This is a genomic window from Xanthomonas sp. SS (genome assembly GCF_014236835.1).
Classification (GTDB): domain Bacteria; phylum Pseudomonadota; class Gammaproteobacteria; order Xanthomonadales; family Xanthomonadaceae; genus Xanthomonas_A.
On sequence record NZ_CP051190.1, the window covers coordinates 2,709,786 to 2,735,781 of the forward strand.

At 68.2% G+C, this 25,996-nt stretch carries 16 protein-coding genes; 12 read left to right on the plus strand and 4 right to left on the minus strand.

Annotation, left to right across the window (positions count from 1 at the left end; genetic code table 11):
• Positions 1 to 84 precede the first annotated feature (84 nt).
• From HEP74_RS11205 to HEP74_RS11250, 10 genes are all read left to right on the plus strand, one after another.
• Complete coding sequence (locus HEP74_RS11205) at positions 85 to 465, plus strand: hypothetical protein (RefSeq protein ID WP_185812950.1); 381 nt, start codon at positions 85 to 87, stop codon at positions 463 to 465.
• Positions 466 to 569: 104 nt separating this feature from the next.
• The gene (locus HEP74_RS11210) at positions 570 to 2,957 is read left to right on the plus strand and encodes a methyl-accepting chemotaxis protein (RefSeq protein ID WP_185812951.1); all 2,388 of its coding nucleotides are present in this window, start codon (positions 570 to 572) and stop codon (positions 2,955 to 2,957) included.
• Positions 2,958 to 3,124: 167 nt separating this feature from the next.
• Entirely contained in the window at positions 3,125 to 5,374 is a 2,250-nt protein-coding gene (locus HEP74_RS11215; protein ID WP_185812952.1) for a methyl-accepting chemotaxis protein, read from the plus strand.
• A gap of 166 nt (positions 5,375 to 5,540) precedes the next feature.
• Positions 5,541 to 6,110 carry an MCP four helix bundle domain-containing protein gene (locus HEP74_RS11220; protein WP_185812953.1) on the plus strand — a complete coding sequence of 190 codons (570 nt, stop codon included), beginning with the start codon at positions 5,541 to 5,543 and terminating at the stop codon, positions 6,108 to 6,110.
• A 52-nt stretch (positions 6,111 to 6,162) separates the two neighbouring features.
• Positions 6,163 to 8,424: a methyl-accepting chemotaxis protein gene (locus tag HEP74_RS11225; protein WP_185812954.1), complete on the plus strand. Its 2,262-nt coding sequence runs from the start codon at positions 6,163 to 6,165 to the stop codon at positions 8,422 to 8,424.
• A gap of 97 nt (positions 8,425 to 8,521) precedes the next feature.
• Positions 8,522 to 9,388: a CheR family methyltransferase gene (locus HEP74_RS11230; protein ID WP_185812955.1), complete on the plus strand. Its 867-nt coding sequence runs from the start codon at positions 8,522 to 8,524 to the stop codon at positions 9,386 to 9,388.
• Entirely contained in the window at positions 9,385 to 9,987 is a 603-nt protein-coding gene (gene cheD, locus HEP74_RS11235) for a chemoreceptor glutamine deamidase CheD (protein WP_185812956.1), read from the plus strand. The genes HEP74_RS11230 and cheD overlap by 4 nt, the downstream gene beginning before the upstream one ends.
• Positions 9,984 to 11,060 carry a protein-glutamate methylesterase/protein-glutamine glutaminase gene (gene cheB, locus HEP74_RS11240; protein WP_185812957.1) on the plus strand — a complete coding sequence of 359 codons (1,077 nt, stop codon included), beginning with the start codon at positions 9,984 to 9,986 and terminating at the stop codon, positions 11,058 to 11,060. Before cheD ends, cheB begins: the two co-directional genes overlap by 4 nt.
• A gap of 4 nt (positions 11,061 to 11,064) precedes the next feature.
• A complete protein-coding gene (locus tag HEP74_RS11245) occupies positions 11,065 to 13,713 on the plus strand; it encodes a sensor domain-containing protein (RefSeq protein WP_185812958.1) in 2,649 nt (882 codons plus the stop codon).
• 22 nt (positions 13,714 to 13,735) lie between these two features.
• Entirely contained in the window at positions 13,736 to 16,693 is a 2,958-nt protein-coding gene (locus HEP74_RS11250; protein ID WP_221893122.1) for a ligand-binding sensor domain-containing diguanylate cyclase, read from the plus strand.
• Between the two features lie 493 nt (positions 16,694 to 17,186).
• Here HEP74_RS11250 and acnB read toward each other — a convergent pair whose 3' ends face one another.
• Genes acnB through HEP74_RS11265 form a run of 3 tightly spaced genes read right to left on the minus strand, consistent with a single transcriptional unit; the run spans position 17,187 to position 20,498 of the window.
• Positions 17,187 to 19,778: a bifunctional aconitate hydratase 2/2-methylisocitrate dehydratase gene (acnB, locus tag HEP74_RS11255; RefSeq protein ID WP_185812960.1), complete on the minus strand. Its 2,592-nt coding sequence runs from the start codon at positions 19,776 to 19,778 to the stop codon at positions 17,187 to 17,189.
• Between the two features lie 58 nt (positions 19,779 to 19,836).
• The gene (locus HEP74_RS11260) at positions 19,837 to 20,244 is read right to left on the minus strand and encodes a type II toxin-antitoxin system VapC family toxin (RefSeq protein WP_185812961.1); all 408 of its coding nucleotides are present in this window, start codon (positions 20,242 to 20,244) and stop codon (positions 19,837 to 19,839) included.
• Positions 20,241 to 20,498 (minus strand): AbrB/MazE/SpoVT family DNA-binding domain-containing protein, encoded by a 258-nt coding sequence (locus HEP74_RS11265; protein WP_185812962.1) that lies wholly within the window; start codon positions 20,496 to 20,498, stop codon positions 20,241 to 20,243. Before HEP74_RS11265 ends, HEP74_RS11260 begins: the two co-directional genes overlap by 4 nt.
• Before the next feature lie 148 nt (positions 20,499 to 20,646).
• Between HEP74_RS11265 and acnA the strand changes: the two genes are divergently transcribed.
• Positions 20,647 to 23,415: an aconitate hydratase AcnA gene (gene acnA, locus HEP74_RS11270; protein WP_185812963.1), complete on the plus strand. Its 2,769-nt coding sequence runs from the start codon at positions 20,647 to 20,649 to the stop codon at positions 23,413 to 23,415.
• Between the two features lie 192 nt (positions 23,416 to 23,607).
• On the opposite strand, the gene HEP74_RS21925 is transcribed toward acnA, so the two are convergent.
• Complete coding sequence (locus tag HEP74_RS21925; RefSeq protein ID WP_255427722.1) at positions 23,608 to 24,042, minus strand: Cif family virulence factor; 435 nt, start codon at positions 24,040 to 24,042, stop codon at positions 23,608 to 23,610.
• 108 nt (positions 24,043 to 24,150) lie between these two features.
• On the opposite strand from HEP74_RS21925, the gene rpfB reads away from it, so the two are divergent.
• Positions 24,151 to 25,836: a fatty acyl-CoA ligase RpfB gene (rpfB, locus tag HEP74_RS11280; RefSeq protein ID WP_185812964.1), complete on the plus strand. Its 1,686-nt coding sequence runs from the start codon at positions 24,151 to 24,153 to the stop codon at positions 25,834 to 25,836.
• Positions 25,837 to 25,996 lie beyond the last annotated feature (160 nt).

A 25,996-nucleotide genomic window follows, 5' to 3' on the forward strand; every position in this document is an offset into this window, starting at 1 on the left:
CGTTACCACGCCGATAGCTGATAGGTGGCCCGATCCAGTACCTGGGCCGACCTCTTTCGCCCACCCCTAAAGGAGTTTTCCCCCATGAAGCCGAGCTTTCCCCTGTTGCTGGTCCTGCTGCTTGCCGCCAGCCCGAGCGCCTTCGCCCAGTCGCAGCAGATGATCCCGCCGGAGATGGCGGCCCGCTTCGTCGGCAAGGACGGCATGGTCTGCGGCAAGGTCGAGAAGGCCAAGTACGCGCAGAACTCCGAAGGCGAGCCGACCTTCCTGTACATGGGCGGCATGTTCCCGCGCCACACCTTCTCCGCGCGCATCGCCGGCGCCGACCGCGGCAAGTTCGGCTTCGCGCCGGAAAGCCTGGAAGGCAAGGACGTGTGCGTGATCGGCAAGATCGAGCGCGACAGCTCGCGCGCCGAGATCCAGGTCAGCGCGCCGTCCAGCCTGAAGCTGGCCACGATCAAGTAAGACCACGAAGCGTCGCCGCGCCGGAGCCCATGCGCTCCGGCATGGCGGCGCTTTTGTTTTTCTGGTGCTACGCCGCCGTTGTCGAACCAAGGGGAAATGCGTTCATGCAGTGGATAAAGAATCTGAAGCTGATGCCGAAGCTGATGCTGGCATTCGGTCTCGTGCTCGCCATCATGTTGATCCAGGGGCTTGCGGCCTATAACGGGCTGCATTCGATCAACGCGGTGGCCGACAATGCCTCCAATCAGGTGGTGCCCAGCGTGCGCACCGGCGGCGAGATGCGCGGCATCCTGGGCGAGTACCGCAGCGCGGCCTACCAGAGCCTGATCCGCAGCAGCGACGCGGTCAAGAAGGAAGCGGAAACGCGCAAGGTCGCGCTGAAGAAGCGGATGGACGAGATCATCGCCACCTATCCGCCGATGATCGGCAGCCCGCAGGAACGTGCGATCTACGAGCGCACCGCGGCCGATTGGAAAAAGGTGGTCGCGTCCTACCAGTCGGTTGACGAGATGCTGCAGCTGGAGCTGCACGACGATGCGATCGACACCTTTACCGGCGAGACCCGCACCCTGCACAACAAGGTCGTGGCCGACGTGATCGACCTGATCGCCGAAAACAATCGCCAGGCGCAGGCCGCAGCGGATGCCGCCAACAGCACCTACGGCAAGGCCTCGGCCACTCTGCTGGTCTGCCTGCTGATCGGCGTCGCCGGCGCGGTGAGCCTGGCCTGGCTGTTCGGGCGCATGCTGGCCAGCAACGTGCGCAGCGCGGTCAAGATCGCCAACGATGTCGCCGGCGGCAAGCTCGATGGCCATATCGATGCCAGCGGCCAGGACGAGATCGGCGAAATGATGCAGGCGCTCAAGCGCATGCAGCAGGATCTGCGCGAGCGCACCGAGCGCGACGCGGCGGTGGCGTCGGAGAACCTGCGCATCCGCACCGCGCTGGACAACTCCTCCACCGGCATGTACATCGCCGACCTGGACTACACCATCGTCTACGCGAACCCGTCGATGCAGGGCATCGTCGACAAGTATGCCGACCATATCCGCAAGGTCGCCCCCGCATTCGACTCGAGCATGCCGCTGGTCGGTTCCTCGCTGTCGGTGCTGGAATACGGCAATCAGATCGACACCCGCACCGTCGCCGCGATCGAGAAGCAAGGCGTGGCCGAGCGCGAGATGGCCTACGGCCATGCCCGCATCGCCCAGATCGTCTCCAGCATCCGCGATGCGCACGGCAGCCATGTCGGTTTCGTCTGCGAATCGCGCGACCGCACCGTCGAGGCCCAGGTCGAAGAAGAAGTGGCCAAGATCGTGCAGGCCGCCGCCGCCGGCGACCTGTCCGGGCGCGTGGCCACCGACGGCAAGCAGGGCTTCTTCCTGCAGCTGGCGCAGCAGCTCAACGGGCTGCTGCAGGCCAACGGCGACAGCATCGGCGAAGTCTCCAAGCTGCTGACCGCGCTGTCGCAGGGCGACCTGACCGCACGCATGCACGGCGAGTTCGACGGCGTGTTCGCGACCATGCGCGACGACGCCAACGCCACCGCCGAGCAGCTCGCCTCCATCGTCGGCCGCATCCAGACCGCCGCGGTCAGCATCAACGCCGCCGCCGGCGAGATCGCCGCCGGCAACGACGACCTGTCGCGCCGCACCGAGCAGCAAGCGGCGAACCTGGAAGAAACCGCCGCGTCGATGGAAGAATTGACCTCTACGGTCAAGCAGAACGCCGAGCACGCGCGCCAGGCCAACCAGCTGGCGGTCGGCGCCGCGTCCGTCGCCTCGCAGGGCGGCGCCGTGGTCGGCCAGGTGGTGACCACGATGAGCGGCATCGAGACCTCCTCCAAGAAGATCGCCGACATCATCAGCGTCATCGACGGCATCGCGTTCCAGACCAACATCCTGGCGCTCAACGCCGCGGTGGAAGCGGCGCGTGCCGGCGAACAGGGCCGCGGCTTCGCGGTGGTCGCCAGCGAGGTGCGTACCCTCGCCCAGCGCTCGGCCAACGCGGCCAAGGAGATCAAGGGCCTGATCGACGCCTCGGTCAGCCAGGTCGCCAACGGCTCGGCGCTGGTGCGCCAGGCCGGCCAGACCATGAGCGAGATCGTGTCCTCGGTGCAGCGCGTCACCGACATCATGAGCGAGATCGCGGCGGCGTCGCAGGAGCAGTCGTCCGGCATCGAGCAGGTCAACCAGACCGTCACCCAGATGGACGAGACCACCCAGCAGAACGCCGCGCTGGTCGAAGAAGCCACCGCTGCCGCTCGTTCGATGGAAGAGCAGGCCGGGCAGCTGACCGAGGCGGTCTCGATCTTCCGCGTGGAACAGTCGCCGGTCAGCGCGCCGACGCCGGCGCCGCGCCATGCGCAGGTGCACTCGATCCGCACGGTCGCGAAGAAGCCGGTCGTGGTGCCGTCGGGCAAGCCGGCGCTGGCCACCGGCAGCAAGAAGTCCGTACCGGCCCTGGCCGATTCGGACTGGCAGGAGTTCTGAGGCGCCGGCGGTCGCGGCATTCAGGCACTTCCCGATCCCCGGCCACGCGCCGGGGATTTTTTTGTCTGCCATTCCACGGCCGCTCGCTCGGGCCAGGCGAGTTTGTCTCAATTTTGTTACAGCCGCGCCGCTAAGACCTTCGAGAACCACTCGAAGGTGCCCATCCAATGTCGTCTCCGTCGCTTATCGCGCGCCTGTCGGATCTGCCGCTGCGTCGCAAATTCGTCTGGCAAACCCTGCTGCTCGGCGGCGGCATCGTGCTGCTGGCGATCATCGCCGCGCGCATGCAGTACGTGGATATCCGCAACACCCGCGAGCAGGCGCTGAAGAGCCAGATCGAACTGGCGGTCGGCGTGGTCCAGGCCTATGCGGCCAAGGCCGAGGCCGGGCAGATGCCGCTGGCCGAGGCGCAGCGCACCGCGCTGGCCACGCTCGAATCGATGCGCGCACGCGACGGCGTGGACTATTTCTACGTGCATGACATGCACCCGACCATGCTGATGCACCCGACCCGCCACGACCTGGTCGGCAAGGACATCGGCAACGTGCTCAGCGCCGACGGCAAGCCGATCTTCCGCCAGTTCGCTGCCGCTGCTGCGGCCGGCGGCGGCTATGTGGACTATCTGTGGCCCAAGCCCGGCAACGAGGAGCCGGTCGAGAAGGTGTCCTACAACGCACCGTTCAAGCCCTGGAACTGGGTCATCGGCACCGGCGTGTACATGGACGACGTGCAGGCGCAGGCGCTGCTGTTCACCGGCGTGATGACCGTGGCCGGCGGCGTGCTGGTGCTGATCACCTTCGGCATCAACTGGCTGATCGGCAGCTCGGTGCTGGTGCCGGTGTCGCGCACGCTGCAGGCGATCCGTGCGGTGTCCCGCGGCGACCTGAGCGTGCGCATCGACAACCCCGGACGCGATGAGACCGGACAGATGCTGCGCGCCACCGGCGAAATGATCCAGATGCTGGAACGCTTTTCCAGCGAGGCTGCGAAGATGGCGGTGCTGCACGCCGACAAGGATATGTCGCACCGCATGCCGCAGGACTTCCCCGGCGTGTACGGCGAGCTCAGCAAAAGCATCAACACCATGATGTTCGAGCACCTGGACGCGATCGTCGATGCGATCGCGGTGCTCAACGAATACGCCAACGGCGACCTGCGCCGCGACGCTCGGCGCCTGCCCGGCAGCCGCGCGGTACTGCACGAGTCGATGGATGCGGCCAAGGCCAGCCTGCTGGCGATCAACACCGAGATCAAGCGCCTGGCCGCTGCGGCTGCGGCCGGCGACTTCAGCGCACGCGGCGATGCGGCGCACTTCCAGCACGACTTCCGATTGATGGTGCAGGACCTCAACGCGATGATGGAGGTCAGCGACCGCAACCTGGGCCAGCTGTCCACGCTGCTGCAGGCCATCGCCGCCGGCGACCTGAGCGTGCGCATGAGCGGCGAGTTCCACGGCGTGTTCGCGACCATGCGCGACGACGCCAATGCCACCGCCGACCAGTTGGCCGACATCGTCGGCCGCATCCAGATCGCGGCGCTGAGCATCAACACCGCGACCACCGAGATCGCCGCCGGCAACGACGACCTGTCGCGCCGCACCGAGCAGCAGGCCGCCAGCCTGGAGGAAACCGCCGCCTCGATGGAAGAACTGACCTCCACGGTCAAGCAGAACGCCGAGCATGCGCGCCAGGCCAACCAGCTCGCAGTTGGCGCCGCCGCGGTCGCCTCGCAAGGCGGCGACGTGGTCGGCCAGGTCGTCACCACGATGAGCGGCATCGAGATCTCGTCGAAGAAGATCGCCGACATCATCAGCGTCATCGACGGCATTGCCTTCCAGACCAACATCCTCGCGCTCAACGCCGCGGTGGAAGCGGCGCGCGCCGGCGAACAGGGCCGCGGTTTCGCCGTCGTCGCCAGCGAGGTACGTACCCTCGCCCAGCGTTCGGCCGGTGCGGCCAAGGAGATCAAGGGCCTGATCGACGAGTCGGTGACCCGTGTCGCCGAAGGCTCGGCGCTGGTCGACCAGGCCGGCCGCACCATGCAGGAGATCGTGTCCTCGGTGCAGCGCGTCACCGACATCATGGGCGAGATCTCCGCCGCCTCGCAGGAGCAATCGTCCGGGATCGAGCAGGTCAACCAGACCGTCACCCAGATGGACGAGGCCACCCAGCAGAACGCCGCGCTGGTCGAGGAAGCCAGCGCATCGGCGCGGGCGCTGGAGGAAGAGGCGCGCCGGCTGAGCGAGGCAGCAGCGGTGTTCCGGCTCGGCACCGGCGGCGGCAGCCCCGCTGCGGCCGCGCCCGTTCGCGCCGCGCCCGCACGCGCGCCATCACGTCCGGCGGCAGTCAAACCGGCCCCACGCAAGGTGGCGGGCAAGCGCGCGGCAGTGGCCGAAACGGATTGGGCGGAGTTCTGAGCGTATCGCTGCGGCCCGGCCACTCAACCGGACTTGCATCACAGTTGAGCCGGTCCCGGGCACCGGCGGTCTCAAGCGGCAGGCGCGGCAGTCGATATCGGATTAACGAAGCGTGAATGCGATCGCCGCAGCCACCTCGCCATTGCCGCCGCTTCGGGAGCCTGAGATGCCGCGCTATACCGATCTGAAATCGTCTCTGCTCGTGTCGCTGCTGTGCGTGCTCGGCTGCGCCACGGTGATCGGGGTGGCGCATCTGAGCACCCGCAGCCTCGACGACTCGCGCCAGCACCTGCTGCAGCTGCAGACCCGGCAAGCGCCGTCGGCCATGGCCTTGCGCGAGCTGCGCGCGCAGCTGGCGGAATTGCGTCTGTATCAGTTGTCGCTGATCGCCGCGACCGGCAGTACCGCGGAAGTGGCCGACTACGACCGGCGCATCGAACGCTCGATGCGCGGCGCGCGCACGCAAGTGGCGCGGTACATCGCCACCGCGCCGAGCGAAGACGAACGCCGCCGCTTCGCCACTGTCCAGGCGGAGCTGGATGCCTACCTGCAGCTGCACCGGCAGATCAGCAGCGCGGTGCATGCCGGCGATCGCGAACGCGCCCGCCAGTTGTCCACGCAACAGGCGCTGCCGCAGCGCCGCGCCTTGTTCGCCGACCTGGAACAACTGAGCCGTATCAACGCCGCGCACGCGCTGCACCCGGACGCCGACGCGCCCACCTACGTCGCCCGCTAGCCCAACTGCCTTACCGCCTCGCCATCGCCCAATCCGTTGCACGGAAACGCCAATGAACGTCTTCAAACAACTGAAAATCCGCGACAAGCTGATCTTCGCCTTCGCCCTGACCACGCTGCTGACCGTGATCCTGGGCGTGTTCACTTATTCGCGCACCACCTTGGCGATGTCCGAGCTCAAGCGCATCGAGCTGGATTGGGTGCCGGCCACGCAGGCGCTGGCCGAAGTACGCGCGCAGCTCGGCGAGTTCCGCACCTACGAACTGGCGCAGATCGCCCGCGCCAACGACCCGGAAGCGATGGCCGACTATTTCAAGCGCATGCAGAAGGTGCGCGCGGAAGTGGCCAAGAACCAGGCCATCATCGAGCGGGTGATGCTGGAAAAGACGCAGCGGCAGATGTATGCCGGGGTCAAGGAAAAACTGGACGCCTACCTGCAGACCAACACGCTGATGGGCGATGCGCTGCGCGGCGGCGACGTCGCCGCCGCGCAGACCATCTCCGACAAGCAGTCGCGGCCGCTGCGGCGCGAACTGTTTGAACGGATCGTGGCGCTGACCGACTACAACGTCGCCCAGCTGAACCAGGAAATGGACACCATCAACGCGCAGCTGGCGCGTACCAAACTGCTGATCCTGAGCCTGCTCGCCCTGGCGATCGCGGCCGCGGCCAGCGTCGGCTGGATGATTTCGCGCGGCATCGCGCGCCAGCTCGACACGGCACGGCAGTTGTCGCAGGCCATCGCCCGCGGCGAACTGGACAGCAACGTGCGCGCGCGCTCCAGCGACGAGATCGGCCAGCTGATGGGCGACATGCTGGACATGCGCAGCCGCATCCGCGAGGTGATCGACGCGCAGAACCTGATGGCGCAGCGCCACGAACAGGGCACGATCAGCTACCGCATGGATGCGGCCGCCTTCCCAGGCGAGTACGGGCACATGGTCAAGGCCACCAACGACCTGGTCGCCTCGCACGTGGCGGTGAAGCTGCGCCTGGTGCAGATCATCCAGCGCTATGCGATCGGCGACCTGTCCGACGACATGGATCGCCTGCCCGGCGAGAAAGCCGCGCTGACCGACGCGATGGACACCGCCAAGGCCAACCTGACCGCGATGAACGTGCAGGTCAAGCAGCTGGCCGAGGCCGCGGCGGTCGGCGACTTCAGCGCGCGCGGCGACGCCGAGCGCTTCCAGTACGATTTCCGCGCGATGGTGCAGAACCTCAACGCGATGATGGAGGTCAGCGACCACACCCTGGGCAAGCTGTCGCAGCTGCTGCAGGCCATCGCCGCCGGCGACCTGAGCGTGCGCATGCAGGGCGAGTTCCATGGCGTGTTCGCCAAAATGCGCGACGACGCCAACGCCACTGCCGAGCAGTTGGCCGATATCGTCGGCCGCATCCAGAGCGCGGCCGCCAGCATCAACGTCGCCTCGTCGGAAATCGCCGCCGGCAACGACGACCTGTCGCGCCGTACCGAGCAGCAGGCCGCCAGCCTGGAAGAAACCGCCGCCTCGATGGAAGAACTGACCTCCACGGTCAAGCAGAACGCCGAGCATGCGCGCCAGGCCAACCAGCTCGCAGTTGGCGCCGCCGCGGTCGCCTCGCAAGGCGGCGACGTGGTCGGCCAGGTCGTGAGCACGATGAGCGGCATCGAGATCTCGTCGAAGAAGATCGCCGACATCATCTCGGTCATCGACGGCATCGCCTCCCAGACCAACATCCTCGCGCTCAACGCCGCGGTGGAAGCGGCGCGTGCCGGCGAACAGGGCCGTGGTTTCGCGGTGGTCGCCAGCGAAGTGCGTACCCTCGCCCAGCGCTCGGCCGGTGCGGCCAAGGAGATCAAGGGCCTGATCGACGAATCGGTGACCCGCGTCGCCGAAGGTTCGGCCCTGGTCGACCAGGCCGGCCGCACCATGCAGGAGATCGTGTCCTCGGTGCAGCGCGTCACCGACATCATGGGCGAGATCTCCGCCGCTTCGCAGGAGCAGTCGGCCGGCATCGAGCAGGTCAACCAGACCGTGACCCAGATGGACGAAGCCACGCAGCAGAACGCCGCGCTGGTCGAGGAAGCCACCGCCGCGGCGCGCACGCTGCAGGCCCAGGCCGGCCAGCTCAGCGCCACCGTCGCCGAGTTCAAGCTGGACCCGCAGGCCAGCGCACCGGCGCCACAGGCCGCGCCGGTCGCAAAGGCCAGGCCGTCCTTACGCGCCAAGGCCTCGCCGGTGGCGACCGCAGCGCGTGCGCCTGCGCGCATCCGCAGCGCGGCGGGCACGGCGCGCGCCAGCGCCGCCGAAGACCAGTGGCAGGAGTTCTGACGGCGGCAGCGGCAGCGGCGCAGGCCGCATCTTGTTCCGGCGTCAATTTCGCGCGGCGCCGGCCGATAACCCGATAGACCGATCACCGCTGCGAGCCATGGCCACTCCAACGTCTTCCCTGCCCCATCCCGGTTCCGACAATCGCGACTTCGAATTCAGCGATCGCGATTTCAAGCGGGTCTGCGACCTGATCTACCAGAAGGCGGGCATCGCGCTGGCCCCGGCCAAGCGCGATATGGTCTACGGCCGCCTGTCGCGGCGCCTGCGCACGCTGGGCCTGCGCTCGTTCCGCGAGTACCTGGACTGGCTGGAACGCGACGGCGGCGACGAGTGGGAGGCGTTCACCAACGCGCTGACCACCAACCTGACCTCGTTCTTCCGCGAGCCGCACCACTTCGAGCGCCTGCGCGAGGAGCTGCAGAAGCACGCCGCCGCGGCGCCGGTGAAGATCTGGTCGTGCGCCGCCTCCACCGGCGAGGAGCCGTATTCGCTGGCGATCACCGCCTGCGAGGCGTTCGGCACGCTGACCCCGCCGGTGCGGATCCTGGCCACCGACGTGGACACCCAGGTGCTGGCGACCGCCTCGCGCGGCGTGTATGCGGTCGATCGCATCTCCAGCCTGGACCCGGCGCTCAAGCGCAAGTACTTCCAGCGCGGCAGCGGCGCCAACGAAGGCCAGTGCCGGGTGGTGCCGGCGCTGCGCGAGCTGCTCGAGTTCCGCCAGTTGAACCTGCTGGAGCCGCGCTACGACGTCAGCGGCCCGTACCTGGCGCTGTTCTGCCGCAACGTGATGATTTATTTCGACAAGCCTACGCAACGTGGCATCCTGTCGCGGCTGATCCCGCATCTGGACGACGAAGGCATGCTCTACACCGGCCATTCGGAAAACTACCTGCATGCGGCCGACCTGATCCAGCCCTGCGGCCGCACGCTGTACCGGCGCGCCACCAAGGCACGCGCATGAGAGCCGCCACGGTGGTCGCCGATCAGGTGATGCGCTACCACGACACCCGCTTCCAGACCATTGCGGCCAAGCTGTTGCCGACCCAGTACCTGGTGGTGGACGACGACACCGCGCTGACCACCATCCTCGGTTCCTGCGTGGCCGCCTGCATCCGCGACCCGCTGCTGAAGATCGGCGGCATGAACCATTTCATGCTGCCCGACGGCCAGGCCGGCGACGGCGCACCGGCACGCTACGGCAGCTATGCGATGGAAGTGCTGATCAACGACCTGCTCAAGCGCGGCGCCAGCCGCAGCCGCCTGGAAGCCAAGGTGTTCGGCGGCGGCAACGTGCTCAAGGGCTTCACCAACAACCCGGTCGGCACCCGCAACGCCGAGTTCGTGTTGCAGTATCTGAAAGCCGAGCAGATTCCGGTGGTGGCCGAAGACCTGCGCGGCATCCATCCGCGCAAGATCTGGTTCTTCCCCACCACCGGCCGCGTGGTCGTGCAGCGCCTGCCGCATGCGCACGAAGAAGCCGAAGTCGCCGCCGCCGAATCGGCGGTGCGTGCCCGCCTCGCCAAAGCGCCGGTCACCGGCGCCGTGGAGTTGTTCGAATGACCTCAGAAATTCCCTGTCGCGTGCTGATCGTCGACGACTCCGCGGTCGTACGGCAGATGCTCACCGAGATCCTGTCGCGCGCGCCCGGCATCGAGGTGGTCGGCTCGGCCGCCGATCCGATCCTGGCCCGCGAGAAGATCAAGCGGCTCAATCCGGACGTGATCACCCTGGACGTGGAAATGCCGCGCATGGATGGCCTGGCGTTCCTGGAAAACCTGATGCGGCTGCGGCCCACGCCGGTGGTGATGATTTCCTCGCTGACCGAGCGCGGCGCCGACACCACGCTGCAGGCGCTGGCGCTGGGCGCGGTCGATTTCATCTCCAAGCCCAAGCTCGACGTGGCCCGCGGCCTGGAGGAATACGCCGAGGAAATCGTCGGCAAGGTCAAGGCCGCGGCCAAGGCCAAGGTCCGCGCGCTCGACCGCCCGGCTGCGCCGCGGCCTGGCGGTAACACCGTGATCACGCCCAGCGCCGCGTCCACGCTGAAATTCCGCACCACCGACCGGCTGATCGCGATCGGCGCCTCCGCCGGCGGCACCGAGGCGCTGCGCGTGGTCCTGGAAGGCATGCCGGCCGATGCGCCGGCGGTGGTGATGACCCAGCACCTGCCGGCCGGCTTCAGCACCGCCTTCGCCGACCGCCTCAACCGGCACTCGGCGATGGCGGTGCGCGAGGCCAGCGAAGGCGAAGCGATCCTGCCCGGCCACGCCTACCTGCCACCCGGCGGCAAGCACCTGCAGGTGGTCCGCGACGGCGCGCGCTGGCGTTGCAAGATCGACGACGGCCCGCCGGTCAACCGGCACAAGCCGGCGGTGGACGTGCTGTTCCAGTCGGTGGCGCGCAACGCCGGCGCCAACGCGATCGGCGCGGTGCTGACCGGCATGGGCGACGACGGCGCGCGCGGCCTGCTGGAAATGCTGCAGGCCGGCGCCAGCACCCTGGTCCAGGACGAGGCCACCAGCGTGGTCTGGGGCATGCCCGGCACCGCGTTCCGGCTCGGTGCCGCGCAGGAAGTGTTGCCGCTGGACCGGATCGCCGAACGCCTGATCGCCTTGTCCAACCAGGCCCGCTAGCCCCATGCCGCGCCAGCGCGTCCGCACCCCGAACGCGCCTGGCGATGCCGTTGCCGCCACGGTTCCGGGCCTGGCCACGCTGACCGATTCCGAGCAGGCCCTGCTGAGCTGCCTGCAACAGGCGCCCGACGGCGTGGTGGTGATCGACGCGGACGCGCGCATCCTCGCCTTCAATCAGACCGCCGAGGCGCTGTGGGGCCTGTCGCAGGCGCAGGTGCTGGGGCGTTCGCTGGGCGAACTGGTGCCGGACGAGGCGCGCGCGCCGTTCCTGGCCAGGTGCATGCGGCAGCGCACCGACACCCCCGGCGACGGCTACGAACTGCAGTTGCCCGGCAACGACGGCGTGCAGCGCTGGGTGTCGGTCAGCGCGGCCACGGTGCCGCAGCAAACGGCGCCGCTGTACGTGGTGTTCGTGCGCGACATCAGCGCCGAACGCGAGCGCGACGCCAAGATGCGGCTGCTGTCGCTGGCCCTGGACCGCAGCGACAACGCCATCGTGGTCTGCGACCCGCAGCTGGCGATCCTCTACGTCAACGCCGGCTTCGTGCACATGTTCGGCTATACCGCCGAGGAAGTGCGCGGGCTGCTGCCCAGCAGCGTGCTGCCCGGCGTCGGCACCGACATGCAGGCGGTACGGCTGACCCGCGAACGCGTGATCGGCGGCCTGGGCCACCAGACCGATCTGCTGGTCTACCGCAAGGACGGCTCGCCGCTGTGGACCACGCTGATGGCCAATCCGATCGCCGACGCGGACGGCGGCATCCAGCACTACGTGGTGTCGTTCACCGACATCACCCAGAGCAAGATGCACGAGATCCTGCACAAGAACGTGCTCGACGCGCTGGTCCGCGAACAGCCGCTGGTCGACGTGGCTGCGCTGATCTGCAGCGAGGTCGAGCGCGTCGCCCCGCAGGTGGTGGCCTCGATCATCAGCGTCGATGGCGACGGGCGGCTGCACCCGCTGGCTTCGCCGAGCCTGCCGACCGCCTTCAACGCCGCGGTCGAATGCATGCGCGTGGGTCCCACCGCCGGTGCCTGCGGCGCGGCGATCTGGCGCGGCAAGCAGGTGCTGGTGCGCGACGCCGCCACCGATCCGCTGTTCGCCGAGTACCGGCCGCTGGTGCAGCAGCTAGGCCTGGGCAGCTGCGTGGCCAGCCCGATCAAGTCCAACGGCGGGCGCGTGCTCGGCAGTTTCGCGCTGTATTACCGCGACGTGTGCGAACCGCAGCCCTGGCACCTGCGGCTGATCGAGCTGTGCCTGCACCTGTGCGCGCTGGCGCTGGAGCGCGAGCAGACCAAGGCGCGCGTGCACCAGCTGGCGTTCTACGACTCGCTGACCGGCCTGCCCAACCGGGTCATGTTCAGCGCCCGCGCCGAGCAGGCGCTGGCCGCCGCCGAGTACCACGCGTTCCCGGTGGCGATCCTGTTCGTCGACATCGACCGCTTCAAACGCGTCAACGAAACCCAGGGCCACGCCGCCGGCGACGGCATGCTGCGCGACATCGCGCGGCGCCTGGGCGAGACCTTGAGCGCGACCGACCTGATCGGGCGCCAGGCCGGCGACGAGTTCGTGCTGATGCTGCCGCAGTGCGGCGCCGAACAGGCCGCCGGCGTGGCCGAACGGCTATTGCTTGCGCTGGCCGATCCGCTGGTGGTCGGGCACGTGACCCTGCACCCGGGCGCCAGCATCGGCGTGGCGATGTTCCCCGACGACGGCCGCGACATCGAGACCCTGCTGCGCCACGCCGACCTGGCCATGTACCGGGCCAAGAACGAAGGCGGTGGCAGTTTCCGCTTCTTCAGCGCCGACATGAACCGCATGGCGCAGGAACGCGTGGCGCTGGAGACCGCGCTGCGCGAGGCGTTGCGCCGCGACCAGCTGCAGTTGCACTACCAGCCGCAGCTGCACAGCCAGCCGCCCTACGCGCTGTACGGGGTGGAAGCGCTGCTGCGCTGGCAGCACCCGCATCTGGGCGACATCTCGCCGGCGCGCTTCGTGCCGATGGCCGAGGAATGCGGGCTGATCGACGAACTCGGGCATTGGGTGCTGCGCCAGGCCTGCCGGCAGATGGCCGACTGGCGCCTGCGCGGCGTGCCGGTGCCGCGGGTGGCGGTCAACCTGTCGGCCAGCAACTTCGCCGACGCGCAGTTGCCGGCGCGCGTGGCGAAGAAACTGAGCGCACATGGACTGGTGCCCAGCGACCTGGCGCTGGAGATGACCGAGAGCGTCATGCTGTCCAACGCACCGGCGGTGCTGGCCAATCTGCGTCAGTTGCAGGCCAGCGGCGTACGCCTGTCGCTGGACGACTTCGGCACCGGCTATTCCAGCCTCAGCCATCTGCACCAGTTGCCGGTCAACGAACTCAAGCTGGACATGAGCTTCGTCCGCGACCTGGAACACAGCGAAACCGCGCGCGCGCTGACCACCTCGGTGCTGCGCATCGGCGAGAGCCTGCGCCTGCATACCGTCGCCGAGGGCGTGGAAACCGAGGCGCAGCGGGCGTTCCTGTCGTGGCTCGGCTGCGACGTGCTGCAGGGCTTCCTGTTCTCGCCGGCGCTGCCAGCGACGCAGCTGGAACGCTGGATCGGCGCGCATCAGGCCGACCCGGAGGCGGCCGCGCCGCCCGCAACGTCCGGTGCCGCGCCCCACTAGCCGGTCGCGGCACAATTATTGCTTGATCCGCAGCACGTTTTTCACCCCCCGCCTGGCAATGCCGATCCGCTTCCTGTTGTCGCTGCTGCTGTGGTCCGTCAGTGCTGCGCTCGCCGCGCAGACGCTGCGTCCTGCCTATCCCGACGTCGTGCGCCGGTTCTCCACCCACGACGGCCTGCCGCAGAATTCGGTGAACGCGATCGTGCAGGACCGCGACGGTTTCCTGTGGCTGGGCACCTTCGGCGGGCTGGCGCGCTTCGACGGCAGCGAGTTCAGCGTCTACCGCAGCCTGGCCGGCAGCGGCCCGTCCAGCGACCGGATCCTGCAGTTGCTGGAGGACGAGCGCGGCCAGCTGTGGATCGGCAGCGAGGACGCCGGCGTCAGCGTCTACCGCGACGGCCGCTTCCTGCGCCTGGACGTGTGCGGCGGCCGCTGCCTGATCCGCCGCTTCGTCGCCGCAGCCGACGGCAGCGTGTGGGTGCTCAGCAGCGCCGGCGCCTACCGGATCGACACGCGCACCCTGCGCACCCTCGAACAGCAGCCGCAGGCGCTGGACATGGCCGCCGCGCTCGGCGGCGACGGGCAGCTCTATCTGGGTGGGCAAGGCCTGTGGCGGCTGCGCCACGGACGCCGCGAAGCGGTGCCGTTACCGGCCGCGGAAACCCGGGTCAGTTCGCTGCACAGCGAAGGCAGCGTGTTGTGGGTCGGCGCCGGCGCGGCCCTGTACCGCTACGACACGCTGCGTCGGCAGTGGCTGCCGACAGCGGCACCGATACGCGGCGCGCAGGCGCTGGCGCGCGATGCGCAGCACCGGCTGTGGGCGGTCGATGTCGATGGGCAGCTGTTCCGCGACGACGACGATGGCGGCGGGCTGCGCCCGTTGGCGACCCCGGCGCTGCCGGCGTCGCGCAGCCTGCTCAGCGACCGCGACTGCAACCTGTGGCTGGGCAGCAACGCGCGCGGCCTGCTGCGCATCGCGCGCTCGCGCATCGGCCTGCTCAACGACGCGCAGCAGGGCATGGACCTGCCCGGGCTGCCGGTGATCGGCGACGGCAGCGGCGGGCTGTGGCTGGGCACCGTGTGCGGCGGACTGCGGCACTGGGATGCGCCCAGCGGACGCCTGCGCCGCTGGTCGCTGCAGTCCGCGCTCGGCAACGAGTGCGTGTGGTCGCTGCACCGCGACGAGGCCGGCGGCGTGTGGATCGGCACCGTCGATGGCCGCGTCGGCTATCTGCCGCCCGACGCGCAGGACGACCACGCCGACCACGACAGCGACACCTACCGCAGCCAGGCGCCGCGGCTGGTCGCGCAGTGGCCGGACCAGTTGCCGATCCGCGCCCTGTACCGCACCGCCAAGCACAAGCTGCTGGTCGCCAGCGGCCACGGCGTGTACGCGATCCCGGTCGGTGCCGGCGGCGAGACCGGCACGCCGCAGCGCCTCCCCGGCCTGCCCGGCAGCGTCACCCTGATCCAGCCGGCGCAGCAAGGCGGCCTGTGGCTGGCCGGCGGCGAAGGCGTGGTGCGCTGGCGGCGGCAACGGGTGGTGGAACGCTGGAACACCGGCAACGGCCTGTCCAGCCGCTTCGTGCGCTCGCTGTACGAACAGCCCGACGGCACGCTGTGGATCGGCACCTATGGCGGCGGCCTCAACCGCATCGGCAACGGCCGCGTGCAGCGTTTCGATCGCGGCAGCGGCCTGTTCGACGACGTGGTCTCGTGCATGGTCGCCGACGCGCGCGGCGGGCTGTGGCTCAGCGGCAACCGCGGCATTTCCCTGCTGCTGCCGGAAGAGTTGGCCAAGGCCGCCGCCGGCAGCGAGGAGTTGAGCGCGATCGGCTTTTCCGAAAGCGACGGTCTGGAACCGGCCGAAACCAACGGCGGCGGCCAGCCGGCGTGCCTGCGCGACGCCGCCGGCAAGCTGTGGTTCCCGCTGATTTCCGGCTTCGCCGAGATCGATCCGCTGGCGCTCGGCCAGCGCCGCGTGCAGGCGCCGCCGGTGCGGATCCAGTCGCTCGACGTGGGCGGCCGCAGCGTGCCGCTGGCCACGGAGCTGCGCCTGCCGCCGCACAGCCACGACATCGAAGTGGGCTTCACCGCGATCAACCTCAGCGCGCCGGAGAAGACCCGCTTCCGCTACCGGCTGACCCGCCCGGGACAGGACCCGGCGTGGACCGACATAGGCGCGCAGCGCAGCCTGCACTTCGCGCTGCTGCCGTGGGACGACAGCACCCTGGAAATCATCGCGCGCAGCGATACCGGCGCCTGGTCGACCACGCCGGCGCGGCTGCGCTTCCGGCAGCCTTCGCCGTGGTATCTGTCGCCGCTGAGCTGGGGTGCCGCAGCGGTGGCGCTGATTGCCGCGCTGCTGCTCGGCTGGCGCGTGCACGGCTATCGGCTGCGCCGCCAGCGCGACCTGCTGGCGCAACTGGTGAGCACCCGCACCCAGGAACTGGAGCAGGCCAACCGCCGCCTCGCCGACCAGGCGCAGCGCGACCCGGTCACCGGCATCGCCAACCATCGCCACTTCGTCGAAAGCCAGCAACGGCTGTGGCAACAGATGCAGGCGCAGCAGCGGCCGTTGGCGCTGCTGATGATCGACATCGACGAATTCAAGCGCTTCAACGACCACTACGGGCATCTGGCCGGCGACGACTGCCTGCGCGTGGTGGCCCTGGCGATGGCCGCACAACTGCGCGAGGACGGCGTGCTGGCGCGCTATGGCGGCGAGGAATTCGTGGCGCTGCTGCCCGGCTGCGACAGCGAGGCGGCGCATGCGGTCGGCGAACGGCTACGCCAGGCGGTGCTGGGCTGCGCGGTGGCGCACGCGCCGGATGCGCGCCATCGGCTGGTGACGGTCAGCATCGGCTGCGCCAGCAAATGGCCGCGGTCCGACCTGTCGAGCACGCGCCTGACCAACCTCGCCGACCAGGCGCTGTACCGGGCCAAGGAACACGGCCGCAACCGGGTGGAAAGCGCCTGAGCGTTTGTCGTTACGCAACCGGTTGCAGTTGAACCTCTCATACAGAGAGCATGCTGGGTGCACTGTAGGAGCGGTTTCAACCGCGACCAACGAAGTCGGAATGCCGGCCAGCGCTGCGATAGATCCAGATGCGAACCGCTCCGGCAACATGACGCGACCGAACCGAAAGGGCTGATAAGGGTACGGGCGAAGCCTCATGTACCCAAATGCTGCGAGGCGCTTCGCGTCCGTACCCTCACCCCAACCCCTCTCCCGGGGGGAGAGGGGCTAAGCGGCTGTTCCCTTCTCCCTTCGGGAGAAGGTGCCCCGCAGGGGCGGATGAGGGTACGGGCGCAGCCTTGTGCACCCAACTCGGCGAGGCGCTTTCGCGCCGTACCCTCACCCCAACCCCTCTCCCGGGGGGAGAGGGGCTTTGGACCTGCTGCAAGACCAAGCGCCAACGAAAAAGCCCGGCATCGCCGGGCTTTTTCGTTACAGCTTTAGACCGTCTGGATCAGGCGGCGACCGTATCGGCCACGTCCTGGTATTCCTGGATCTGATCGAAGTTCATGTAGCGGTAGATCTGCTCGCCGCTGGTCTTGATCACGCCCACGTCGGCCATGTACTCGTCCTTGGTCGGGATGCGGCCCAGACGCGAGCAGATTGCCGCCAGTTCCGCCGAACCCAGGTACACGTTGGTGTTGCGGCCCAGGCGGTTGGGGAAGTTGCGGGTGGAGGTGGAGAACACCGTGGCGCCCTCGCGCGCCTGCGCCTGATTGCCCATGCACAGCGAGCAGCCCGGCATTTCCATGCGCGCGCCGGCCGCGCCGAAGGTGCCGTAATGGCCTTCCTTGGTCAGCTCGGAAGCGTCCATCTTGGTCGGCGGCGCGACCCACAGGCGGGTCGGGATGTCGCGCTTGCCTTCCAGCAGCTTGGCCGCGGCGCGGAAGTGGCCGATGTTGGTCATGCACGACCCGATGAACACCTCGTCGATCGCCGCGCCGGCGACTTCGGACAGCGTCTTGACGTCGTCCGGATCGTTCGGGCACGCCACGATCGGCTCGTGGATGTCGGCCAGGTCGATCTCGATCACCGCGGCGTACTCGGCATCGGCATCGGGCTCGAGCAACTGCGGATCGGCCAGCCACTCTTCCATCTTCTTGATACGGCGGCCCAGGGTGCGCGCATCGGCGTAGCCCTCGGCGATCATCCAGCGCAGCAGGGTGATGTTGCTGGTCAGGTATTCGATGATCGGCGCCTTGTCCAGATGCACAGTGCAGCCGGCCGCCGAACGCTCGGCCGAGGCGTCGGACAATTCGAACGCCTGCTCCACCTTCAGGTTCGGCAGCCCTTCGATCTCCAGGATGCGGCCGGAGAAGATGTTCTTCTTGCCCTGCTTGGCCACGGTCAGCAGGCCGTCCTTGATCGCGTACAGCGGGATCGCGTTGACCAGGTCGCGCAGAGTCACGCCCGGCTGCATCTCGCCCTTGAAGCGCACCAGCACGCTCTCCGGCATGTCCAGCGGCATGACCCCGGTGGCGGCGGCGAACGCGACCAGGCCGGAGCCGGCCGGGAACGAAATGCCGATCGGGAAGCGGGTGTGCGAGTCGCCGCCGGTGCCGACGGTGTCGGGCAGCAGCATGCGGTTGAGCCAGCTGTGGATCACGCCATCGCCCGGACGCAGCGACACGCCGCCGCGGGTGGAGATGAACTCCGGCAGGGTGTGGTGGGTCTTGACGTCCACCGGCTTCGGATACGCGGCGGTGTGGCAGAACGACTGCATCACCAGGTCGGCGGAGAAGCCCAGGCAGGCCAGGTCCTTCAGCTCGTCGCGGGTCATCGGCCCGGTGGTGTCCTGCGAACCCACCGAGGTCATCTTCGGCTCGCAATAGGTACCCGGGCGCATGCCCTCGCCTTCCGGCAGACCACAGGCGCGACCGACCATCTTCTGCGCCAGCGAGAAGCCCTTGCCGGTATCCGGCGGCACCATCGGCAGGCGGAACAGATCCGAGGCCGGCAGGCCCAGGAACTCGCGCGCCTTGGCGGTCAGGCCGCGGCCGACGATCAGCGGGATGCGGCCGCCGGCGCGCACTTCGTCGAACAGCACGTCCGACTTCATCGCGAACTCGGCGATCACCTGCCCGTTCTTCAGCGCCTTGCCGTCGTACGGACGCAGCTCGACCACGTCGCCGTGCTCCATCTGCGACACGTCCAGCTCGATCGGCAGCGCGCCGGCGTCTTCCATGGTGTTGTAGAAGATCGGCGCGATCTTCGAACCCAGGCACACGCCGCCGAAACGCTTGTTCGGAATGAACGGAATGTCCTCGCCGGTCCACCACAGCACCGAATTGGTCGCCGACTTGCGCGAGGAACCGGTACCGACCACGTCGCCGACGTAGGCGACCAGGTGGCCCTTGGCCTTGAGCTCGGCGATCGCCTGGATCGGGCCGCGCTTGCCGTCTTCTTCCGGCACGAACGCGGCGCCGTCGCGTTTGTTCTTCAGCATCGCCAGCGCATGCATCGGGATGTCCGGGCGCGTGGTCGCGTCCGGCGCCGGCGACAGGTCGTCGGTGTTGGTCTCGCCCGGCACCTTGAACACGCTGACGGTCAAGCTCTGCGGCACTTCCGGCTTGCTGGTGAACCACTCCGCGTCGGCCCAGCTCTGCAGCACCGCCTTGGCGTGCGCGTTGCCGGCCTCGGCCTTTTCCTGCACGTCGTGGAACGCGTCGAAGATCAGCAGCGTGTGCTTCAGGCCTTCGGCGGCGACCGCGCCGAGTTCGGCGTTGTCCAGCAGCTCGATCAGCGGGTGGATGTTGTAGCCGCCGAGCATGGTGCCGAGCAGTTCGGTGGCGCGCTTGGGCGAGATCAGCGCGCACTGCTCGCTGCCGAAGGCGAGCGCGGCCAGGTACGAGGCCTTGACCTTGGCCGCGTCGTCGACGCCGGCCGGCACGCGCTGGCTCAGCAGTTCGACCAGGAACTGCTCTTCGCCGGCGGGCGGCTGCTTCAGCAGCTCGACGACCTCGGCAGTCTGCTGCGCGCTCAGCGGCAGCGGCGGGATACCGAGCGCGGCGCGCTCTGCGACGTGGTGGCGGTAGGCTTCCAACATGCGGGTTCTCCGGAAATTTCGGTAGGGGTGAGCGGTAAGCGGGAAACGAATGGCGGCGTCAGGCGGACGGCTTGGGCACGATGATCTTCAGGCCCTTGAAGTAGTCGCGGAAAAAGCCGTCGTCGCGGGTGATCAGGCCGTCGCACTGCAGCAGCGCGTGGGCGCCGATCAGGAAATCGGCCACCACCCGCTCGCGCTGGCCGCCGCGGGCGCGGAAACGGCGCTGCATCTCGCCGGCGCGCAACGCCGACTTGGCCTCCAGCGCATTGAAGCGGATGCTCATGTCCTCCAGCACCGACAGCGCCTCGGCGCCGTCGCGCAACGCGCCGCACACTTCGGCCAGGACGATGTCGCACACCACCACCGGGCCGGTGCTCAGGCACTGGCGCAGGCAGGCTTCGGCGGCATCGGCCTGCGGGCCGTCGGCCAGCAGGTCCACCAGCACGGACGAATCGATCGCGATCATGCCTTGGGGTCGGATCCGAACGGATCGCCCGGCGCGCGGCCGCGGATCGCGCGCATCGCCTCGTCGGTGCTGGCGAAGCCGTCCAGCTTGAAGCGGCCGCGGGCGCGCGAGATCGCATCGTCCACGCTCTTGCGCAGGATGATGCGGCCGCCGTCCAGCTCCACCTTCAGGATGGTGCCCTTGCTCAGTCCCAGCGCATCGCGTACGGCCTTGGGCAAGGTGATCTGACCGCGCTCGGCGACGGTGGCTTCCATGGGCGAACTCCGCAAGGTATGCACGAATTTTACATACTTGAAGCGTCATACTCAAGCCCGCATACAGTCCCGGTCACACCCTCCGTACACACTGAATCGGTCAGAATGACCGCAGTCCCTACAGCCGCGACGCCATAGGAGTTCCGTGATGAGCGATTCCTTTTCCACCCGTGCCTCGCTCGAGGTCAACGGCAAACGCTACGCCTACTACAGCCTGCCCAGGCTCGCCGAGCGCTTCGACATCGGCCGCCTGCCCTACTCGCTGAAGATCCTGCTGGAAAACCTGCTGCGCCACGAAGACGGCGGCGTGACCGTGGGCAAGGACCATATCGAAGCGGTGGCGAAGTGGGATCCCAAGGCCGAGCCCGACACCGAGATCGCGTTCATGCCGGCGCGGGTGGTGCTGCAGGACTTCACCGGCGTGCCGTGCGTGGTCGACCTGGCCGCGATGCGCGATGCGGTGGTCAAGCTCGGCGGGCGCCCGGAGCAGATCAATCCGCTGATCCCCTCGGAACTGGTGATCGACCATTCGGTGCAGGTGGACGTGTTCGGCAAGGCCGATGCGCTCGATCTCAACGGCAAGATCGAATTCCAGCGCAACAAGGAACGCTACGGCTTCCTGCGCTGGGGACAGAAGGCGTTCGACAATTTCAAGGTGGTGCCGCCGAACACCGGCATCGTGCACCAGGTCAACCTGGAACACCTGGCGCGGGTGGTGATGACCGGCGAGCACGACGGCGAGACGATCGCCTATCCGGACACGGTGTTCGGCACCGACAGCCATACCACCATGATCAACGGCATCGGCGTGCTCGGCTGGGGCGTGGGCGGCATCGAGGCGGAAGCGGCGATGCTCGGCCAGCCCTCGTCGATGCTGATCCCGCAGGTGGTCGGCTTCAAGCTGACCGGCAGGCTGCCCGAAGGCGCCACCGCCACCGACCTGGTGCTGACGGTGACGCAGATGCTGCGCAAGCACGGTGTGGTCGGCAAGTTCGTCGAGTTCTTCGGCGAGGGCCTGCAGCACCTGCCGCTGGCCGACCGCGCCACCATTGGCAACATGGCCCCGGAATACGGCGCCACCTGCGGCATCTTCCCGGTCGATGCCGAATCGCTGACCTACCTGCGGCTGTCCGGACGCAGCGAGGAGCAGATCGCGCTGGTCGAGGCCTACGCCAAGGCGCAGGGCCTGTGGCACGACGCCGACACCGCGCACGCCGCCTACAGCGCCACGCTGGAACTGGACATGGCCGAGGTCAAGCCGTCGCTGGCCGGGCCCAAGCGGCCGCAGGACCGGGTGCTGCTGGAAGACATGCAGCGCAATTTCCGCGACAACCTGGTGCCCTTCGCCGAAGCGCGCCACAAGCGCCATAGCGACCTCAAGCAGGAAGACCGGCTCAAGAACGAAGGCGGCGGCGGCACCGCGGTCGGCGCCAAGGCCGCGCAGGCCGAGACCGCCGAAGACAGCGGCGCCGGCTGGCAGCTGCGCGACGGCTCGGTGGTGATCGCCGCGATCACCTCCTGCACCAATACCTCCAATCCGGCGGTGATGCTCGGTGCCGGCCTGCTGGCGCGCAACGCCGTGGCCAAGGGCCTGAAGGCGCAGCCGTGGGTCAAGACCTCGCTCGGGCCGGGCTCGCTGGTGGTCACCGATTATTTGAAGAAGGCCGGGGTCATGGACGACCTGGAACGACTTGGTTTCTACGTGGTTGGCTACGGCTGCACCACCTGCATCGGCAATTCCGGCCCGCTGCCGGACGACGTGTCGGCGGCGATCGCCAAGGACGACCTGGTGGTGGCCTCGGTGCTGTCGGGCAACCGCAATTTCGAAGGCCGCGTACACCCGGAAGTGAAGATGAACTACCTGGCCTCGCCGCCGCTGGTGGTCGCCTACGCCATCGCCGGCACCACCGACATCGACCTGAGCCGCGATCCGCTCGGCACCGGCAGCGACGGTGAGCCGGTGTACCTGCGCGACATCTGGCCGAGCAACAAGGAAATCGGCGACACCATCGCCGCCACCGTCGGCCCGGAGATGTTCAAGCAGAACTATGCCGACGTGTTCAAGGGCGACAGCCGCTGGGCCGCGATCGCCTCGCCAGACGGCGAGCTGTACGCCTGGGACGCGGCGTCCACCTACATCAAGAACCCGCCCTACTTCGACGGCATGACCATGCAGGTCGGCAGCGTCGACGACGTGCACGGCGCGCGCGTGCTCGGCCTGTTCGGGGACTCGATCACCACCGACCACATCTCCCCGGCCGGCAACATCAAGAAGGACTCGCCGGCGGGCCGCTTCCTGCAGGAACGCGGCGTGCAGCCGGCCGACTTCAACAGCTACGGCAGCCGCCGCGGCAACGACGACGTGATGGTGCGCGGCACCTTCGCCAACATCCGCATCAAGAACCTGATGTTCGGCGGCGAAGAAGGCGGCAACACGCTGTACCGCGGGCCCGATGGCGCGCAGCCGCAGAAGCTGGCGATCTACGACGCGGCGATGAAGTACAAGGCCGACGGCGTGCCGCTGGTGGTGATCGCCGGCAAGGAATACGGCACCGGCTCCTCGCGCGACTGGGCGGCCAAGGGCACCAACTTGCTCGGGGTCAAGGCGGTGATCGCCGAGAGCTTCGAGCGCATCCACCGCTCCAACCTGGTCGGCATGGGCGTGCTGCCGCTGCAGTTCCTGGACAACGAGAACGCGCAGTCGCTGGGCCTGGACGGTTCGGAGGTGTTCGACATCACCGGCTTGCAGGACGGCGCCAGCAAACGCGCCACGGTCGATGCGAAGAAGGCCGACGGCAGCGTCAAGCAGTTTCAGGTCAAGGTGCTGCTGCTGACGCCGAAGGAAGTGGAGTACTTCAAGCACGGCGGCCTGCTGCAGTACGTGCTGCGCCAGCTGGCGGCGCGCAAGGCGGCCTGAGCGGCCATGACAGCGCGGCGTCCTGCACGGGCGCCGCGCATGCTCGCGCGGGGTATGCACTGCCGCTCGCGCGCACGCCTGCTCATCGGCACGGCGTTTCGAAATAACGGGTCTTTGCCCGCCACAACGACAGCATTGAAGGCGCCCGTTTCCCGAACGTGGCGATTGCGGCTTCGCCCTACCCGCGACTCGCTACGGCGCCGCACTCCATTGCGCATGCCGCAGCCGCCAGTGCCCGTCCTGCTCGCGCCAGCCGGTGACCACTGCGTAGCGCTGCATCCGCTCCGGCAACACGCGTGCATCGCCGCCGCTGACCACCGCGTCGAAGCGCACCGTGGCGTCGTCGCCCTGCAGCGCGATCGACAGCGGTCCGGTGTTCACTCCGATCCGCGCGTTGGCCAGGAATTGCGCGCGCAACAGGTTGTGCAGCGCAGCACGATCCATCCCCGCTTCGCCCGCGAAATCGTCGGCCACCGCGGCCATCGCATCGCGCAGGCGGTGTTCCTCCACCGCCTCCTGCATGGCGGCGATGTCCTTGCGCAGCCGCTGTTCCGCCGAATCGCGCTGGCAGCCGGGCAAGGCCAGCAGCAACGAGCATCCCCATCCCCACGCCCATGCCTGTCGCATTGGATTTCCTCCAGGTTTCGCCTTTTCCATGCGGGACGGTATCCTGCCACTCGCCACGCCGCAGCGTTGCGTCGGCGTGCGGCAGCATTCCACACGAGGGGGGAGTACATGAGTCAGGAACGTCCGTGGTTGCAGAGTTATCCGGCCAGCATTCCCGCCGAGATCGACGTCAACGAGTATCGATCCGTCGCCGCCGTCTTCGAAACCTCCGTCGCCAAGTTCGGCGACCGTCCGGCCTACTGCAACTTCGGCAAGACCCTGACCTACCGCGAGGCCGGCGAACTGGCCCGGCACTTCGCCGCCTACCTGCTGGGCGAGTTGCAGCTCAAGAAGGGCGACCGCGTCGCGCTGATGATGCCCAACTGCCTGCAGTACCCGATCGCCACCTTCGGCGTGCTGCTGGCCGGCATGACCGTGGTCAACGTCAACCCGCTGTACACGCCGCGCGAACTGCGTCACCAGCTGATCGACTCCGGCGCCAGCGCGATCGTGGTGATCGACAACTTCGCCAAGACCGTGCAGGACGTGCTGGCCGACACGCAGCTCAAGCAGGTCATCACCACCGGCCTGGGCGACATGCTCGGCTTCCCGAAGGGCGCGCTGGTCAACTTCGTGCTCAAGTACATCAAGAAGCTGGTGCCCGACTACGACATCCCCAACGCGGTGCGCTTCCGCGACACGCTGACCCTGGGCCGCCTGCACACGCTGCCGCAACTGGACATCGAGCCGGACGACATCGCCTTCCTGCAGTACACCGGCGGCACCACCGGGGTGGCCAAGGGCGCGATGCTGACCCACCGCAACCTGGTCGCCAACATGCTGCAGGCCGGCGCCTGGATCGCCGCGACCGGCAAGCTGGAGGAAGGCAAGGAAGTCATCATCACCGCGCTGCCGCTGTACCACATCTTCGCGCTGACCGCGAACGGCCTGGTGTTCATGAAGCTCGGCGGCCTCAACCACCTGATCAGCAATCCGCGCGACATGCCCGGCTTCGTCAAGGAGTTGCAGAAGACCCGCTTCACCGCCTTCACCGGGGTCAACACGCTGTTCAACGGCCTGCTCAACACGCCCGGCTTCGACAAAGTGGATTTCTCCTCGCTGAAGTTCACCCTGGGCGGCGGCATGGCGGTGCAGCGCGCCGTGGCCGAGCGCTGGAAGCAGGTGACCGGGCTGACCCTGGTCGAGGCCTACGGCCTGACCGAGACCTCGCCCGCCGCCTGCATCAACCCGCTGACGCTGCAGGAATACAACGGCGCCATCGGCCTGCCGATCCCGTCCACCGACGCCTGCGTCAAGGACGACCAGGGCCAGATCATGGCGCCCGGCGACGTCGGCGAACTGTGCATCAAGGGCCCGCAGGTGATGAAGGGCTACTGGCGCCGTCCCGAGGAAACCGCCGGCGCGATCGATGCCGACGGCTGGCTGCACACCGGCGACATGGCACGGATGGATCCGCAGGGCTTCTTCTATATCGTCGACCGCAAGAAGGACATGATCCTGGTCTCCGGCTTCAACGTGTACCCGAACGAGGTCGAGGACGTGATCGCGATGATGCCCGGCGTGCTGGAAGTGGCCGCGGTCGGCGTACCGGACGAGAAATCCGGCGAAGTGGTCAAGGTAGTCATCGTCAAGAAGGACCCCAACCTCACCGCCGAGGACGTCAAGGCCCACGCACGCGCCAACCTGACCGGCTACAAGCACCCGCGCATCGTCGAGTTCCGCAAGGAACTGCCCAAGACCAACGTCGGCAAGATCCTGCGGCGGGAATTGCGCGACAGCCCGCCGGCCGCCTAGGTCGACACTGGCGTGGACTCCAGGTCCACGCCGCGCGGCGGGCGCAGGCCAGATACACTCCGCCGCTACCCTCGCTTCTCGGCCCTGCCGCCAAGACGCATGGCTGCCGCCAGCCATGCACGCCACAAGACGTGAATTTCTCCGTCCAAGGCGCCATCAG

What these genes read in the sequence shown, in the direction of transcription:
- HEP74_RS11205 (WP_185812950.1), top strand. Translation starts at nt 85, where the DNA reads ATGAAGCCGAGCTTTCCCCTGTTGCTGGTCCTGCTGCTTGCCGCCAGC.
- HEP74_RS11210 (WP_185812951.1), top strand. Translation starts at nt 570, where the DNA reads ATGCAGTGGATAAAGAATCTGAAGCTGATGCCGAAGCTGATGCTGGCA.
- HEP74_RS11215 (WP_185812952.1), top strand. Translation starts at nt 3,125, where the DNA reads ATGTCGTCTCCGTCGCTTATCGCGCGCCTGTCGGATCTGCCGCTGCGT.
- HEP74_RS11220 (WP_185812953.1), top strand. Translation starts at nt 5,541, where the DNA reads ATGCCGCGCTATACCGATCTGAAATCGTCTCTGCTCGTGTCGCTGCTG.
- HEP74_RS11225 (WP_185812954.1), top strand. Translation starts at nt 6,163, where the DNA reads ATGAACGTCTTCAAACAACTGAAAATCCGCGACAAGCTGATCTTCGCC.
- HEP74_RS11230 (WP_185812955.1), top strand. Translation starts at nt 8,522, where the DNA reads ATGGCCACTCCAACGTCTTCCCTGCCCCATCCCGGTTCCGACAATCGC.
- cheD (WP_185812956.1), top strand. Translation starts at nt 9,385, where the DNA reads ATGAGAGCCGCCACGGTGGTCGCCGATCAGGTGATGCGCTACCACGAC.
- cheB (WP_185812957.1), top strand. Translation starts at nt 9,984, where the DNA reads ATGACCTCAGAAATTCCCTGTCGCGTGCTGATCGTCGACGACTCCGCG.
- HEP74_RS11245 (WP_185812958.1), top strand. Translation starts at nt 11,065, where the DNA reads ATGCCGCGCCAGCGCGTCCGCACCCCGAACGCGCCTGGCGATGCCGTT.
- acnB (WP_185812960.1), bottom strand. Translation starts at nt 19,778, where the DNA reads ATGTTGGAAGCCTACCGCCACCACGTCGCAGAGCGCGCCGCGCTCGGT.
- HEP74_RS11260 (WP_185812961.1), bottom strand. Translation starts at nt 20,244, where the DNA reads ATGATCGCGATCGATTCGTCCGTGCTGGTGGACCTGCTGGCCGACGGC.
- HEP74_RS11265 (WP_185812962.1), bottom strand. Translation starts at nt 20,498, where the DNA reads ATGGAAGCCACCGTCGCCGAGCGCGGTCAGATCACCTTGCCCAAGGCC.
- acnA (WP_185812963.1), top strand. Translation starts at nt 20,647, where the DNA reads ATGAGCGATTCCTTTTCCACCCGTGCCTCGCTCGAGGTCAACGGCAAA.
- HEP74_RS21925 (WP_255427722.1), bottom strand. Translation starts at nt 24,042, where the DNA reads ATGCGACAGGCATGGGCGTGGGGATGGGGATGCTCGTTGCTGCTGGCC.
- rpfB (WP_185812964.1), top strand. Translation starts at nt 24,151, where the DNA reads ATGAGTCAGGAACGTCCGTGGTTGCAGAGTTATCCGGCCAGCATTCCC.